Annotated in this window: 12 protein-coding genes; 4 read left to right on the plus strand and 8 right to left on the minus strand. The window is 68.4% G+C overall.

Annotated elements, in window-relative coordinates; translation table 11 throughout:
• Positions 1–153: 153 nt before the first annotated feature.
• Together JMT67_RS11095 and JMT67_RS11100 are read right to left on the minus strand one after the other, a co-directional pair.
• Positions 154–852: a LolA family protein gene (locus JMT67_RS11095; RefSeq protein WP_183216371.1), complete on the minus strand. Its 699-nt coding sequence runs from the start codon at positions 850–852 to the stop codon at positions 154–156.
• Positions 849–1,052, minus strand: a complete 204-nt coding sequence (locus tag JMT67_RS11100) for a hypothetical protein (RefSeq protein WP_183216369.1) — start codon at positions 1,050–1,052, stop codon at positions 849–851. The genes JMT67_RS11095 and JMT67_RS11100 overlap by 4 nt, the downstream gene beginning before the upstream one ends.
• 11 nt (positions 1,053–1,063) lie before the next feature.
• On the opposite strand from JMT67_RS11100, the gene JMT67_RS11105 reads away from it, so the two are divergent.
• On the plus strand, positions 1,064–1,687 hold the full coding sequence (locus JMT67_RS11105; RefSeq protein WP_183216367.1) for a GNAT family N-acetyltransferase: 624 nt from the start codon (positions 1,064–1,066) through the stop codon (positions 1,685–1,687).
• Between the two features lie 17 nt (positions 1,688–1,704).
• Here the strand turns inward: JMT67_RS11105 and JMT67_RS11110 are convergent, their stop codons facing one another.
• On the minus strand, positions 1,705–4,128 hold the full coding sequence (locus tag JMT67_RS11110) for a DNA translocase FtsK (RefSeq protein WP_201463490.1): 2,424 nt from the start codon (positions 4,126–4,128) through the stop codon (positions 1,705–1,707).
• 133 nt (positions 4,129–4,261) lie between these two features.
• On the opposite strand from JMT67_RS11110, the gene JMT67_RS11115 reads away from it, so the two are divergent.
• On the plus strand, positions 4,262–5,515 hold the full coding sequence (locus JMT67_RS11115) for a UbiH/UbiF/VisC/COQ6 family ubiquinone biosynthesis hydroxylase (protein ID WP_201463491.1): 1,254 nt from the start codon (positions 4,262–4,264) through the stop codon (positions 5,513–5,515).
• Here the strand turns inward: JMT67_RS11115 and JMT67_RS11120 are convergent.
• From JMT67_RS11120 to dapF, 5 genes are all read right to left on the minus strand, one after another.
• Complete coding sequence (locus JMT67_RS11120; protein WP_201463492.1) at positions 5,512–6,327, minus strand: transglutaminase family protein; 816 nt, start codon at positions 6,325–6,327, stop codon at positions 5,512–5,514. The two genes, JMT67_RS11115 and JMT67_RS11120, sit on opposite strands and share 4 nt — an antisense overlap.
• Before the next feature lie 9 nt (positions 6,328–6,336).
• Positions 6,337–6,756: a YraN family protein gene (locus tag JMT67_RS11125; RefSeq protein WP_201463493.1), complete on the minus strand. Its 420-nt coding sequence runs from the start codon at positions 6,754–6,756 to the stop codon at positions 6,337–6,339.
• Complete coding sequence (gene rsmI / locus JMT67_RS11130; RefSeq protein ID WP_201463494.1) at positions 6,753–7,625, minus strand: 16S rRNA (cytidine(1402)-2'-O)-methyltransferase; 873 nt, start codon at positions 7,623–7,625, stop codon at positions 6,753–6,755. Before rsmI ends, JMT67_RS11125 begins: the two co-directional genes overlap by 4 nt.
• A 2-nt stretch (positions 7,626–7,627) precedes the next feature.
• Entirely contained in the window at positions 7,628–9,985 is a 2,358-nt protein-coding gene (locus JMT67_RS11135) for an NADP-dependent malic enzyme (protein WP_054764434.1), read from the minus strand.
• A 138-nt stretch (positions 9,986–10,123) separates the two neighbouring features.
• Complete coding sequence (dapF, locus tag JMT67_RS11140) at positions 10,124–10,954, minus strand: diaminopimelate epimerase (protein ID WP_201464041.1); 831 nt, start codon at positions 10,952–10,954, stop codon at positions 10,124–10,126.
• A gap of 138 nt (positions 10,955–11,092) precedes the next feature.
• On the opposite strand from dapF, the gene JMT67_RS11145 reads away from it, so the two are divergent.
• Positions 11,093–11,893, plus strand: coding sequence for a potassium channel family protein (locus tag JMT67_RS11145; protein ID WP_201464042.1), 801 nt, complete (start codon positions 11,093–11,095; stop codon positions 11,891–11,893).
• 92 nt (positions 11,894–11,985) lie between these two features.
• Entirely contained in the window at positions 11,986–14,145 is a 2,160-nt protein-coding gene (locus JMT67_RS11150; protein ID WP_201463495.1) for a prolyl oligopeptidase family serine peptidase, read from the plus strand.
• Positions 14,146–14,239: the final 94 nt, after the last annotated feature.

A 14,239-nucleotide genomic window follows, 5' to 3' on the forward strand; every position in this document is an offset into this window, starting at 1 on the left:
GGATGCATCCGTGGCGGTAGAGCGGCCGCCGCCGCTCTGTGTTCTAGATGTCACGACCGAAGGAAAAGGTCAAATTGTCACATTTCCCGCTTGGCCGTGATTCTCCGGCAACGGATGGATACCGGTGATTCGCGAATTCCGCGCGTGCAGGCCTTAGTTCCGACCGGGGCGCCGGGTCGGATCTCGCAGTTGGAACAGGCTGGCCGCCAAGCTGGAGGCAGGCTGAAGCGAGGTCAGCTGAGTGCGGGTCCGCGATCCCTGGGCGTCCGAAATGGTCCATTCGTGCAGACGGATCGGATTGCCCGCAAAGGCCAGCACCACCTGGCCGTCGTTGGGCCGATTGGCGTCTCGGGCGGTGATGGCGAAGGCGCCGGACTGCATCCGGGTGACGCGGTCGATCCGGACGCCCTGGTCCAGCCGCACATTGCGCGCGAGGAAGGTCGAAAGAGGCGTCCGTCCCAGAGGAACCTGCTGGAAGTTGTTCAGTCGCGGGTCGTAGCGTTTGACGTTGTAGCCGTCCGATACGACCAGCAGGCCGGCCGGATTGGTGTATTCGAACCGCATCTTGCCGGGCCGCTGCAGATAGAAGCGGCCCTCGCGGCGCTGTCCGCCCGGACCCGTCTCGACGAACGTGCCCTGGGCCGAGGTCAGGCCTTGGAGATAGGTCTGGGCCCTTTGAACCACCGCCCGATCCTCGGCCGATAGATTGGATTGGGCCTGGGCCGCGTCGAACATCCCCAGGGCGGCGAAGCCCGTCACAAGTCCGGCGCCCAGCAGCAGGGCGCGGCGTTGGGAATCGACGGGGGCGTCGATCGGGGCGGCGAGGCTCTCGGCGACGGCGGGGGTGGTCATGAAGTCAGTCTCCCGTTCGGGATGGTCAGCGATGCCGCCGTCTTGCCCGATCGGCTTGGCGTCGGAATGACGCGAGCCTGACCATATTCCGGCGCTCCGATGAAGCCCTGTTCATCGAAATGCTGAAGCTTGGATGCGACGGCGGGGAGGGTAACGCGCCGAAGCTTGATCCGTTGCCTACATCCGGCGCTGTGCGTCATGGTGCGCCCTTATGAGCGCTGATCCTGAACTTCTGGCCCTTTGGACCCGTGGATGGGCGCTGACACGCGGCGTGTCGCCGCCCGTATGGGACGATGGGGGTTGGAGAATCGAAGTGGGCGCGCCTGATCAGGTGCGCCGCTTCGTCCATGCCGAGGCGGACGCCGCCGTCCTTCGGCGGGCTGATCGGATCACCGAACCCAATGTGTTCCTAAAGGTCTGCGAGGATGAGGCGACGACCATGGCCTGCTTGCCTTGCGGTTGGTCAGTAAAGCCGCCCGGCTTCATGATGACCCTGTCGGGCGCGATGACGGCCTCTTCTCCAGATGCCGAAGGCTATAAGGTCTCGTTGGAACAGCTAGGGGCTGTGCTTCATTGCCGTCTCCTCGCCGATGACGTCGAGGTCGCGAGGGGGCGCATTGTGGTGATTGATGGCGCGATCGCCGTTTATGATCGAATTTCCGTTGACCCCGGTCACAGACGGCGGGGTCTCGGTCGTCGTGTGATGCGCACTCTTGAAGGGGAAGTCTCCACCAGAACCGGCGTTCTGGTGGCCACCGCAGAGGGGCGAGCGCTCTATACCTCTCTCGGCTGGACGCTTCATTCTCGCTACACGACCGCCGCCTTTGATGGCTGAGACATCTCCTCCCCCGATCACACCATCGGCGGCGGGCCGGCCAGGACGTCGCGCTTGCCGGCGTGGTTGGCGGGGCTGACCACGCCCTCCTGCTCCATCCGTTCGATCAGGGAGGCGGCGCGGTTGTAGCCGATCTGCAGCCGGCGCTGGACGTAGGAGGTCGAGGCCTTGCGATCGCGGGTGACCACGGCCACGGCCCGGTCGTAGAGATCGTCACCGGAGCCGCCGTTCCCGCCCTCGTCGAAGCCGCCGTCCCCGTCGCCGTCCGGTTCGTCGGTGATCAGGTCGAGGTAGTCGGGCTCGGCCTGGGCCTTCAGGTGTTTGCAGACGTCCTCGACCTCCTTGTCGTCGACGAAGGGGCCGTGCAGGCGGGTGATGCGGCCGCCGCCGGCCATATAGAGCATGTCGCCCTGGCCCAGCAGCTGTTCGCCGCCCTGTTCGCCAAGTATGGTGCGGCTGTCGATCTTGGAGGTGACCTGGAAGGAGATCCGGGTCGGGAAGTTGGCCTTGATGGTGCCGGTGATGACGTCCACCGACGGGCGCTGGGTCGCCATGATCAGGTGGATGCCGGCGGCGCGGGCCATCTGGGCCAGACGCTGGACGGCGCCTTCCACATCCTTGCCGGCGACCAGCATCAGGTCGGCCATCTCGTCCATGACCACCACCAGATAGGGCATGGGCTCGGGACGGATCTTCTCGGATTCGTAGACGGGGCGGCCCTGCTCATCGAAGCCGGTCTGGACCGTGCGCTCGAAATGCTCGCCCTTGGCCTGGGCCTCGCGGGCGCGCTCGTTGTAGCTGGCGACATTGCGCACGCCCAGTTTGGACATGCGGCGATAGCGGTCCTCCATCTCGCGCACCGTCCATTTCAGGGCGACGACGGCCTTCTTCGGATCGGTGACGACGGGGGCCAGCAGGTGCGGGATGCCGTCATAGACCGACAGCTCCAGCATCTTGGGGTCGATCATGATGAAGCGACACTCGGCCGGGCTGTGCCGATACAGGATCGACAGGATCATGGCGTTGACCCCGACCGACTTGCCCGAGCCGGTGGTGCCGGCGATCAAGAGGTGGGGCATGCGGGCCAGGTCGGCGACATAGGGCTCGCCGCCGATGGTCTCGCCGAGCGCCAGAGGCAGCAGGTGGCCCTTCTTGTCGTATTCGGCGCTGGACAGAAGGTCGCGCAGATAGACGGTCTCGCGCTTGGCGTTGGGCAGTTCGATGCCGATGGCGTTCCTACCCTGGACCACCGAGATGCGGCAGGCGCGGGCGGACATCGACCGGGCGATGTCGTCGGCCAGGGCGACCACGCGGCCGTGTTTCACGCCGGGGGCCGGGACCAGCTCGTACAGTGTGACCACGGGGCCGGGGCGGATCTGGTCGATCACGCCACGCACGCCGAATTCTTGCAGCACGCCTTCCAGCATCTTGGCGTTCTGCTTCAGGGAGTCCTCATCCACCGAACCGACGCGCTGGGCCGGCTTGGTGAGGATGCCCAGCGGCGGCAGGTCGAAGGCGCCTTCGGGACGGTCGAAGACGAAGGCCTGCTGATCGACGTCTTCCTTGCGCGGCTTTGGCGCCTTGACCGCGGCCACGCGGGGTTCGACCGCCCGCGGCGCGGCGCGGGCGGCGGGGGCGGGTTCGTCCTCCCAGGGCGGCAGGTCGTCATAGGCCGTCTGGGGACCGTCGGCCTCCTGATCCGGCGCGACGGCGGCGTCCGTGACGGGGGCGGGCGTGCGAACCTCGGGCTTGGGCGCCGCCTTTTCGCGTGCGGGGGCGCGCGGCTTTTTGGCAGCGACGGCAGGCGGGGGCGCGGCGGGGGCGCGCAGCGAGCGGCCCCAGTGCAGGGCGTCGATGAAGTCCATGGCGCGCAAGCCGATGGCGAAGCCCGTCAGCCACAGGCCGCCGCCCAGGAACAGCAATCCGGCGATGATCCGCCCGCCGGGAATCCTCAGGGCGGCCAGGCCCTGGGCGGTCAGGCCGGTCAGGGCGTCGCCCCACAGACCGCCCAGGCCGGCGGCTAAGGGCCAGGCGGCGGGGGCGGCCAGGGCCGCGAGGGCCCCGGACAACAGCAGGGTTCCGGCCGTGGCCGACAGGGCCTTGATCGGGCTGGGTTTCAGACGTTGCTGGATGGCGTCGCCGATGGCGCGGGCCAGGCCGAAGGCGATCGCCAGCAGGGCGGCGGGCCAGGCGGCCAGGCCCAGGGACTGCATGAACAGGTCCGCAAACAGGGCGCCGTTCGCCCCCAGCCAGTTGGTGGTCGGCAGGCTGGAGGCGGCGTTCAGACTGGCGTCCGCCGGATTCCAGGAGATCAGGGCGATCAGCAGCAGGGTCGCCAGCAGGGCCTGAAGCACACCCCGGAAACGCACGACAAAGGGCGCCTCCCAAAGGATACGGGCGCTGATCCAGGCCTGGCGGCCGACGGCGAGGGCGGTGGACATGAAAGGCGAGACCTTCCGGGCGGCTGACGTTCGACCCGCCTTGTCGCATCCCCAGGGTTAAGGGCTCATTTACCAGGCGCCGGAGACAAACCGTCCTCTGGACCTTTTGAGCGTGCGGCGCGACAAGCCTGCCATGGCAGAAACCGAACGCTACGACATCATCATCGCCGGCGCGGGCCTGGCCGGGGCGAGTTTCGCCCTGGCGGCGGCGCAGGGCGGGCTGAAGGTGGTGCTGGTCGATCCCCAGCCGTTCAGCGCCCAGCTGGCGCCGACCTTTGACGGGCGTTCGACGGCGATCGCCTTTTCGACCTTCCGGATGTTGGACGCCCTGGGCCTGGGCGAGACCCTGCGGCCGCACGCCTGCCGGATGGATCACATTCTCGTCACGGACGGCCGTCGGCCAGGCGCGGCCAGCAAGTCGCCCTCGCCGGCCTTCCTGCGCTTCGACGCCGAGGAGATCGGCGGGCGGACCGGGGGCGAGCCCCTGGGCTATATGGTCGAGAACCGGCGGATCCGGGCAGCCCTGGCCGAGGCGGTGACGGCGGCGGGGATCGAGGTGCGGGCGCCGGCCTCGGTGGTCTCGGTCGAGCGGGATGCGGGCAAGGCGACCGTGACCCTGGCCGACGGCTCGATCCTGACCGCCGCCCTGGTGGTGGGGGCGGAAGGTCGGGGCTCGATCGTGCGCCGCGCCGCCGGGATAGAGACGGTCGGCTGGGCCTATGGCCAGAGCGGGGTGGTGGCCACGGTCCGGCTGGGCCGCGACCACGGCAATGTCGCCCACGAATATTTCCTGCCCAGCGGCCCCTTCGCCATCCTGCCCCTGACCGACCAGCGGGCCAGCCTGGTGTGGACCGAGACGACCCGGCGGGCCGAGGCCCTGCGCGGCGCCTCGGACGCGGCCTTCCAGTCGCATCTGATGCGGCGGTTCGGGGCCTTTCTGGACGGGGTTTCGGTCGAGGGGCCGCGCTTCGTCTATCCGCTGTCGCTCAGCCTGGCCGAAAAACTGGTCGCGCCGCGTCTCGCCCTGATCGGCGACGCCGCCCATGGGGTGCATCCGGTGGCGGGCCAGGGGCTGAATATGGGGCTGAAGGACGCCGCCGCCTTAGCCGAGGTTCTTGCCGAGGCCGCGCGCCTGGGCGAGGACCTGGGGGCCGAGACGGTTCTGGAGCGTTACGCCCGCTGGCGCCGGTTCGACAACGCCGCCCTGGCGGCCGGTTTCGACGCCTTCGTGCGGCTGTTCTCCAACGACATCGGCCCGGTCCGGCTGATGCGGGATCTGGGGATGGCGGCGGTGAACCGGATCGGGCCGCTGCGCCGGGCCTTCATGCAGGAGGCGGGCGGGGCGACCGGCGACCTGCCGCGGCTGCTGCGCGGCGAACCGGTCTAATTCAGCCGCAGTCGGACGCGCTCGAAGGTCGTCGATCGACGCGCTTCTTCGACGCCGTCCAGGCCGCGCGCCCGCGACAGGGCCTCCAGTGAACCGGTCAGGGCGCCCTGTTTCTCGCGGGCGGCGGCGACGTCCAGCCAGGGCCGGTGGTCTTCCGGGTCCAGCAGGGCCCGGCGCAGGGCCGAGCGTTCGGCCGCCTCATAGTCGTGGCTGCGGATGGCGCGGCTGAACAGCAGGTTCTGCAGCCGGATCAAGGCCTGACGATCGCTGACCGGGGCCATCAACAGGTCCAGCCGGTCGGCGACGTGCGGCGTCAGACCGGCCCGAAGCGCCCGCCGGGTCAGTTCGCTGGGCAGGACCAGCCGACCCTGGCTGAAGGGATCGAGCGCCACCGGACCCTCGGCCGTCTCGACCCGGACCAGGAAATGGCCGGGGAAGTCCACCCCCGCCGCCTTCAGCCCCGCCGCACGGGCGGCGTGGAGATAGAAGACCGCCAGGGCGGCGGACAGGCCGCGGCGGCGCTCGGCCACCTCGATCAGATCCGTGTTGGCGGGATGGTCGTAATGGAGCAGGTCGCCGTTCAGACGCAGGTCGGCGGCCATGGTTTCCGACAGGGCCTCGTCCGGGCTTTCGCCCCCGACCCGCTCCTTCAGCCTTTCGCAGGCGCTGCGGGCCAGGGTGCGGACGGGTTGGGGATCGCGGAAGGGATGATCGTGGATGGCGCAGGCGATCGCAGCCTCCAGCAGGGGGAAGCCCTCGTCGCCGCCGTCACCGGCCGACGTCAGGATGGCCTCGGCCTCTTCCCGGGTCATGCGATCCCTTCAGTTCCCGCGCCTCTGAACGCCGCGAAGATGACGCGGAAATCGACCGGGAGCCAGCGCCACCATATCAATTCTCAATTCAAGCGGTTGCAGGGCCGGGCGATTGCGCCGGACCGCCTCGCCCGCTGCAACCAGCCGATCATGCTGGGCGGGCTTCAGCGCCAGGACGGCGAGATCGAGCCGGGCGCGGCGCTTGACCTCCACCACGGCAAGGGTTCGCCCGCGACGGGCCAGCAGGTCGATCTCGCCGGAGCGGGTCCTCAGCCGAAACCCCAGGATCTGATAGCCCTTCAGCATCAGCCAGAGGGCGGCGATCCATTCCGCCGCATGGCCGGCCTTGAAGGCGGCGCCCCCCTTGGCCTGACGCCAGGCCGCCTTCGGACGTCGCTCTGGCGTCGGGCGGGGCAGGCGGGGGCTCACTTGCCCTGAAGCTCCAGGGCGCGGCGGTACAGGGTCTTGCGGTTCAGGCCCAGCGCGCGGGCGACTTCTGAGGCGGCTTCTCCGGTCGAAAGCCGGGTCAGGGCGTCGGTCAGGGCCGCGTCGGCGTCGGCCTGGGTCGCCTCCTCCGCCTCGCCGGGGCCGATGACCACGACGATCTCCCCCTTGGGCGCATCCAGTCGGGGATCGACCGCCAGTTCGTCCAGCGATCCCCGCACGCATTCTTCGTACAGCTTGGTCAATTCACGCGCCACGGCGGCCGGGCGAGGGCCGAGAACGGCCGCCATGTCGGTCAGGCTGTCGCGCAGGCGCGGCCCGCTTTCGAAGAAGACCAGGGTCTGGCGCTGGCCTTTCAGCCCTTCCAGGGCGGCGGTCCGCCCGGCGGTCTTGGGCGGCAGGAAGCCGGCGAACAGGACGCGGTCAGCGGGCAGGCCGGCGATGCACAGGGCGGCCAGCAGGCTGGACGGGCCGGGAATGGGGTGGACCGGCAGGCCCTCGGCGATGACGGCGCGGGCGACGACGAAGCCGGGATCGGACACCAGGGGCGTGCCGGCGTCGGAGACCAAGGCCACCACCTCGCCGTTCCAGAGGCGCTCGATGGCCTGTTCGGCCGCACGACCGGAGGCGTGGTCGTCGCAGCGTTCCAGCCTCGCCTTCAACCCATAGGCGGACAGGAGTTTGGCGGTGACGCGGGTGTCCTCGGCCAGGACCAGCTCGGCGGCGGCCAACACGTCGAGGGCCCTGAGCGTCATGTCGCGCAGGTTCCCGATCGGCGTCGCCACCAGATAGAGACCCGGCTCCACCCGCCGGGGCGGGGGGGCGGTGGGCGGGAAGAGGCCGGGTTCGCTCATGATCAGACGGTGGGCGGCACCGCGGTGCTCGGCTTTTCGACCACGGCCGCCGGCGGGCGCGGCGCCGAGGTCAGGCCCGAGCCCTGGAAGGCGGGGCCGGCGTCATAGGCGGCGAAGGTGGCGGCGGTGATGATCTCGCTGACCGAAGCGCCCAGGGAGACGATCTGGACCGGCTTCTCCAGCCCGACCAGCAGCGGTCCGATGACGGTCGCGCCGCCCAAGGCCTGGACCAGCTTGGTCGAGATGGCGGCCGAGTGGATGGCCGGCATGACCAGGACGTTGGCCGGCTTGGTCAGGCGGTTGAAGGCGTAGGCGGGATGGCCCTTCGGATCCAGGGCGACCTCGGGGGGCATTTCGCCCTCGTATTCGAAGTCGACGCCCTTCTTGTCCAGGATGCGGATCGCCTCACGGACCTTTTCGGCCCGGTCGCCGGGCGGATTGCCGAAGGTGGAATAGCTGAGGAAGGCCACGCGCGGATTGCGGCCGAGTTTGCGCACCGTCTCGGCGGCCTTGATCGCGATGTCCGCCAGCTCAGCGGCGTCCGGCAGTTCGTGAATGGTGGTGTCGGCGACGAACAGGGTCCGGCCCTTGGCCAGCAGGATCGACAGGCCGATCAGGGTGTCGTCCACGTCCAGGACGCGCTGGACCTCTTTCAGGGCCATGTTGAAGTTGCGGGTGACGCCGGCGACCATGGCGTCGGCCCGGCCCTTGGCGACCAGGGTGGCGGCGAAATAGTTGCGGTCCTGGTTGATCATCCGCTGAACGTCGCGGCGCAGATAGCCGCGACGCTGCAGCTTCTCGTACAGCCAGTCGGTGTCCTCGACATTGTGGCCGGAGACGCGGGCGTTGGTGATCTCTATGCCCAGATCGTCGAAATTCAGCCCGGCCTCGGCGGCGTTCTGGCGGATCAGATCCTCGCGTCCGACCAGGATGGGGGTGCCCAGATCGGCCTGTTTGAAGCCCCAGGCGGCGCGGATGACGGCCGGCTCCTCGCCCTCGGCGAAAACGATGCGCTTGTTGGGTCCGCCGCGCACGGCCGAGTTGATCTTCTGCATCAGGGCGGCGGACGGATCGACGCGCGAGCGCAGGGCGTTGCGATAGGCGTCCATGTCGTCGATCTGGACGCGGGCCACGCCCGAATCCATCGCCGCCTGGGCGACGAAGGGCGGGATGTACCAGATCAGCCGAGGATCAAAGGGGGTCGGGATAATGTAGTCCGGGCCGAACTTCAGCTTGCGGCCGCGATAGGCGGCGGCGACCTCGTCCGGCACGTCCTCGCGCGCCAGGGCGGCCAGGGCCTGGGCGCAGGCCACCTTCATCTCATGGTTCACCCGGCGCGCCCGCACGTCCAGGGCGCCCCGGAACAGATAGGGGAAGGCCAGGACGTTGTTGACCTGGTTCACATAGTCCGAGCGGCCGGTGGCGATGATGGCGTCCGACCGTACCGACTTGACGTCTTCCGGCGTGATCTCGGGATCGGGGTTGGCCATGGCGAAGATGATCGGATTGGGGGCCATGGAGGCCACCATCTCCTTGGTGATCGCGCCCTTGGCGGACAGGCCCAGCACCACGTCGGCGCCGACCATGGCCTCGGCCAGGGTGCGCAGCGGGGTGTCGGTGGCGTGGGCCGCCTTCCACTGGTCCATGCCGTGTTCGCGGCCCTTGTAGACGACGCCGTCCTTGTCGCAGATGACCGTGTTCTCGGCCTTGACCCCGGCGGCCTTCATCAGGGCGATGGAGGACAGGCCTGCGGCGCCGGCGCCGGCCAGAACCACCTTGACCTCGTCCAGCCGCTTGCCGGCGACATGACAGGCGTTGATCAGGCCGGCGGTGGAGATGATGGCGGTGCCGTGCTGGTCGTCATGGAAGACGGGGATGTCCAGCAGGTCCTGAAGTTCGCTCTCGATGACGAAACATTCGGGGGACTTGATGTCCTCCAGATTGATGCCGCCCCAGGTGTCGCCGATGTTCTTCACCACGGTGATGAACTCGTCCGGATCGGTGGTCTTCACCTGGACGTCGAAGCTGTCCACATCGGCGAAGCGTTTGAACAGGACCGACTTGCCCTCCATCACCGGCTTGGAGGCCATGTGGCCCAGATTGCCCAGGCCCAGAATGGCGGTGCCGTTCGAGATGACGGCGACCAGATTGCCCTTGGAGGTGTATTCGTAAGCCTTGTCCGCATCCTGGGCGATGGCCAGGACCGGCACGGCCACGCCCGGCGAATAGGCCAGCGACAGGTCGCGCTGGGTCGCCATCGGCTTGGTCGGGGCCATCGAGATCTTCCCCGGCGTGGGGATGCGGTGGAAATCCAGCGCCTCCTGGTCGGAGAAGGTCTGTTTTTCTGTCAGATCGGGCATCGGGACGTCCAGGGTTCGGCGCGGCTGTAACCGTTCGTGTCCTAGAGCTTGGGACGCGCCGCGCCAAGCCTTGACGCTCCGGAAGGGGCACACGCCTCAGCGCAAGCTTCCCTTCACGTCAGCGTCACCCCCATCGTGTCAGAAGGGCAGGGCGCCGGTGCGCTCGACCTCGACCGGGCCGGTCATCAGCACATGGTCCGTCGCCGGATCCCAGTCGATCGTCAGCTCGCCGCCGTCGACGACCACGGTGGCCTTGCGGTCGGTCAGGCCGCGCCGGACCGCCGCGACCTGGGCCGCGCAGGCGCCGGTGCCGCAGGCCTTGGTCAGGCCGGCGCCCCGCTCCCAGACCCGAAGCCGGATATGGCCGCGGTCCAGCACATGGGCGAAGCCGACATTGACCCCTTCGGGAAACAGGGGGTGGTGTTCGACCAGGGAGCCGGAGCCGGTCACGAAGGCGTCATCCTGCCGGTCGGTGAAGAAGACGACGTGCGGATTGCCCATGGAGACGGCGCCCGGCGTGTGCAGGATCGGCGCGTCGATGGGGCCGAGCTGAAGCTCGATCCCGCGGGTGTCCATCTCTTCGGCCAGGGGGACTTCGGTCCAGTCCAGCCGGGGCCGGCCCATATCGACCGTCACCCTGTGGTCGCCGGCGCGGGACGCCGTGGTCGGGCCTGCGGCGGTGTCGATGACGACCCGGTCGGAGCCCTTGGCCTCCATCAGCAGCCAGCCCACGCAGCGCAGGGCGTTGCCGCAGGTCTCGACCATGGAGCCGTCGGCGTTCCAGACCCGCATGAAGGCGTCTGCCGTGTCGGACGGTTCGATGGCGATCAGCTGGTCGAACCCTTCCCCCGAGGCGCGGTCGGCCAGGGTCGTGATCTGATCCTGCGTCGGCCGGAAGGGCGCACCCAGGGCGTCGATAACGACGAAGTCGTTGCCGGCGCCGTTCATCTTGACGAAGGATCGGGTCATGGCCGGAATATAGGCCGGCTCCGGCCGTGAGGAAACGGCTCGGCTCTCGGAACCGTTGGACATGGACGGCGGTTCGCGATTGATTGGCCCGCTGCGGCCCGCCCCCTGACACGCGCCGCCGGATGAAAGGCGTCTGAGATCGAACTCGAACCGACGGTCGTTGAAGGCAAGCCCGACAGCCTGCGTCTGCGCGCCCGGCTGCGCTATCTGTATCACGGCAGCCAGCCGCCGGCGGTGCGGTTCCGACTGACCGTCATCGCCGTCGATTTCACCATCATCGCCTTCTTTTTGGCCTCGCCCATACTGAAGAACATGGGGTGGGCCTTTTATGTGCTGGACTATCTGATCGCCGCCCTGCTCGCGGCCGATCTGGCGGCGCGGGCTTATGCCTATTCGGACATTCGCGACTGGCTGAAGAAGCCGATCGTCTGGCTGGACCTGTTCGTCCTGGCGACCCTGCTGTTCCCGATCTGGCTGTTCAACCTGGGCTTCCTGCGGCTGCTGCGGCTGTGGACCCTGCTGAATTCGGACTTCTTCTGGCGGACCGTCGGCTCCCGCTATGACGATACGCGGGTGGAGGCGGTGGTGCGGGCCCTGTCCGGTCTCGTGACCTTCGTCTTCGTCGTGACCGGTTTCGTCTACGCCACCTTCCTGGGGCATGACGGGATCAGCGGCTATGTGGACGCCCTCTATTTCACCGTGGCGACCCTGACGACCACCGGCTTCGGCGACGTCACCCTGCCGGGGTCCGCAGGCCGGCTTCTGTCCATCGCCATCATGCTGGTGGGGATCACCCTGTTCCTGCGGCTGGCCCAGGCCATCATCAAGCCGCACAAGGTCCGCCACCCCTGCGACCGCTGCGGCCTTCAGACGCATGAACCGGTCGCCGTCCACTGCAAGGCCTGCGGCAATCTGCTTTGCATTCCCGACGAGGGCTGAGCGAAGATGACAAAACCGTAAGGGTCGGCCGCCTCGCCTTGCCGCCGGGCGGGCCGTCGTTAAGGTGCCGGTCGTCATTTCGGGGACTGTCCATGATCCGCTCATCCGCCGCCGTGCTCGCGGCCCTTCTCGCCTCCACCAGCCTGACCTCGGTATCCATGGCCCAGACCGCCTCCTCCGCCCCCGCCTTCGCGACCAGCGAGGCGAGCGACCCCTATGTCTGGCTGGAGGAGGTCGAGGGCGAGCGGGCCATGGAATGGGTCAAGGCGCACAACGCCCATTCCCTGGGCGTGCTGCAGGGCGATCCCCGCTATGAAACCCTGCACCAGCAGGCGCTGGAGATCGTCCAGTCGCGCGACCGCATCCCCGCGCCGGGCTTCACCCACGACGGCCATATCGACAACTTCTGGCAGGACGCCCAGCATGTGCGCGGCGTCTGGCGGCGCACGACCCTGGACTCCTACAAGACCGCCGAGCCCCAGTGGGAGACGGTTCTGGACATCGACGCCCTGGCCGAGGCCGAGAGCGCCAACTGGGTCTATAAGGGCTCGACCTGCCTGGCCCCCGAAGAGCGCTACTGCCTGATCAGCCTGTCCAACGGCGGCAAGGACGCGGTGACCCTGCGCGAGTTCGACAGCGTGACCCGCAGCTTCGTCGAAGGCGGGATCTATCTGCCGGAATCCAAGGGCGGGGCGAGCTGGATCAACAAGGACACCCTTTTGGTCGCCCGCGACTTCGGCCCCGGCACCCTGACCAACTCGGGCTATCCGATGGTGGTCAAGCGGATGCGGCGCGGCGAGAACCTGGATCAGGCCGACGTCCTGTTCATGGGTGAGCCGACCGACGTCTCGGTGTCCGGCTATACGCTGCGGGACGCCGACGGGGAGCTGAAGGCGACCCTGATCAACCGGTCGATCGACTTCTATTCGTCCGAGACCTATCGCGTCACCGACGACGGGGCGGTGGTCAAACTGGCCCTGCCGGCGAAGTCGGACATCACCGGCTTGGTGGACGGCCGGCTGGTGGTGTCGCTGAAACAGGACTGGACCGCGCCGTCGGGCCAGGACTTCAAGAGCGGCGACCTGATCGCCTGGCCGCTGGACGCCTGGCTGGAAGACCCCGCCACCCCCGCCGTCCTGGTGCTGCGGCCCACGGAACGTCAGGCGGTCGAGGGGGTGAACGCCACCCGCAACACCCTGGTCGTGGCCCTGTACGACAATGTGCGCGGTTCGGTGCGGGTCTATCGGCCCGGCGAGACGGAATGGACCTATTCGACCCTGGACCTGCCGCAGAACGTCTCCGTCGGCGTCGGTTCGGCCTCGGAGACCGACGACAAGGTCTTCGTCAGCGTCACCGGCTATCTGAACCCGTCCAGCCTGTGGCTGGCGGACGCCGCGACCGGGGCGGTCGATCAGGTCAAGTCCATGCCGGCCAAGTTCGACGCGACCGGCATGACGGTCGATCAGCACGAGGCCCGTTCGGCCGACGGGACCATGATCCCCTATTTCGTGGTCCATAAGGCGGACATGCCGCTGGACGGCTCCAATCCGACGCTGCTGTACGGGTATGGGGGGTTCGAAAGCTCGCTGCTGCCCGGCTATTCGGCGACGGTCGGCAAGCTGTGGCTGGAGCGGGGCGGGGTCTATGTCATCGCCAACACCCGCGGCGGCGGCGAGTTCGGCCCGCGCTGGCACGAGGCGGCCCTGCAGCAGAACCGCCAGCGCGCGCACGAGGACTTCCAGGCCGTGGCCCTGGACCTGATCGCGCGCGACATCACCAGCCAGCCGAAGCTGGGGATCATGGGCGGCTCGCAGGGCGGCCTGTTCATGGGGGCGATGCTGACCCAGCGCCCGGACCTGATCAATGCGGCCGTCATTCAGGTGCCCCTGTTCGACATGCTGCGCTTCCACAAGCTCTTAGCCGGGGCCAGCTGGATCGGCGAGTACGGCGATCCCGAGATTCCGGAGCAGCGCGCCTGGATCCAGCAGTATTCGCCCTATCAAAACCTGCGGGCGGGCCAGCCCTATCCGGAGGTCTTCATCCACACCTCGACCAAGGACGACCGGGTCCATCCGGGCCACGCCCGCAAGGCGGCGGCGCGCCTGGAAGAGCTTGGCTATCCGGTGCTCTTCTATGAGAACACCGACGGCGGCCATGCGGCGGGGGCCAACCTGCAAGAGACGGCGCGGCGGTTGGCGCTGGAATACACCTATCTGTCGCGCCGGCTGATGGACACGCCGGCGAAGGAATAGGGTCTTTTCTTTCCGCTCATCCCGGCGAAAGCCGGGACCCAGTGCTTTCGCGAGGTTCGGCGGCTGGGATCGAGTTCAGTACGAATGGGCGGCG

Origin of the sequence: Brevundimonas aurantiaca (genome assembly GCF_904830995.1) — a bacterium.
Lineage (GTDB): Bacteria > Pseudomonadota > Alphaproteobacteria > Caulobacterales > Caulobacteraceae > Brevundimonas > Brevundimonas aurantiaca.

Bases quoted from the DNA above. Each gene is read 5' to 3' on its own strand.
- JMT67_RS11095 (WP_183216371.1), bottom strand. From the start codon at position 852: ATGACCACCCCCGCCGTCGCCGAGAGCCTCGCCGCCCCGATCGACGCC.
- JMT67_RS11100 (WP_183216369.1), bottom strand. From the start codon at position 1,052: ATGACGCACAGCGCCGGATGTAGGCAACGGATCAAGCTTCGGCGCGTT.
- JMT67_RS11105 (WP_183216367.1), top strand. From the start codon at position 1,064: ATGAGCGCTGATCCTGAACTTCTGGCCCTTTGGACCCGTGGATGGGCG.
- JMT67_RS11110 (WP_201463490.1), bottom strand. From the start codon at position 4,128: ATGTCCACCGCCCTCGCCGTCGGCCGCCAGGCCTGGATCAGCGCCCGT.
- JMT67_RS11115 (WP_201463491.1), top strand. From the start codon at position 4,262: ATGGCAGAAACCGAACGCTACGACATCATCATCGCCGGCGCGGGCCTG.
- JMT67_RS11120 (WP_201463492.1), bottom strand. From the start codon at position 6,327: ATGACCCGGGAAGAGGCCGAGGCCATCCTGACGTCGGCCGGTGACGGC.
- rsmI (WP_201463494.1), bottom strand. From the start codon at position 7,625: ATGAGCGAACCCGGCCTCTTCCCGCCCACCGCCCCCCCGCCCCGGCGG.
- JMT67_RS11135 (WP_054764434.1), bottom strand. From the start codon at position 9,985: ATGCCCGATCTGACAGAAAAACAGACCTTCTCCGACCAGGAGGCGCTG.
- dapF (WP_201464041.1), bottom strand. From the start codon at position 10,954: ATGACCCGATCCTTCGTCAAGATGAACGGCGCCGGCAACGACTTCGTC.
- JMT67_RS11150 (WP_201463495.1), top strand. From the start codon at position 11,986: ATGATCCGCTCATCCGCCGCCGTGCTCGCGGCCCTTCTCGCCTCCACC.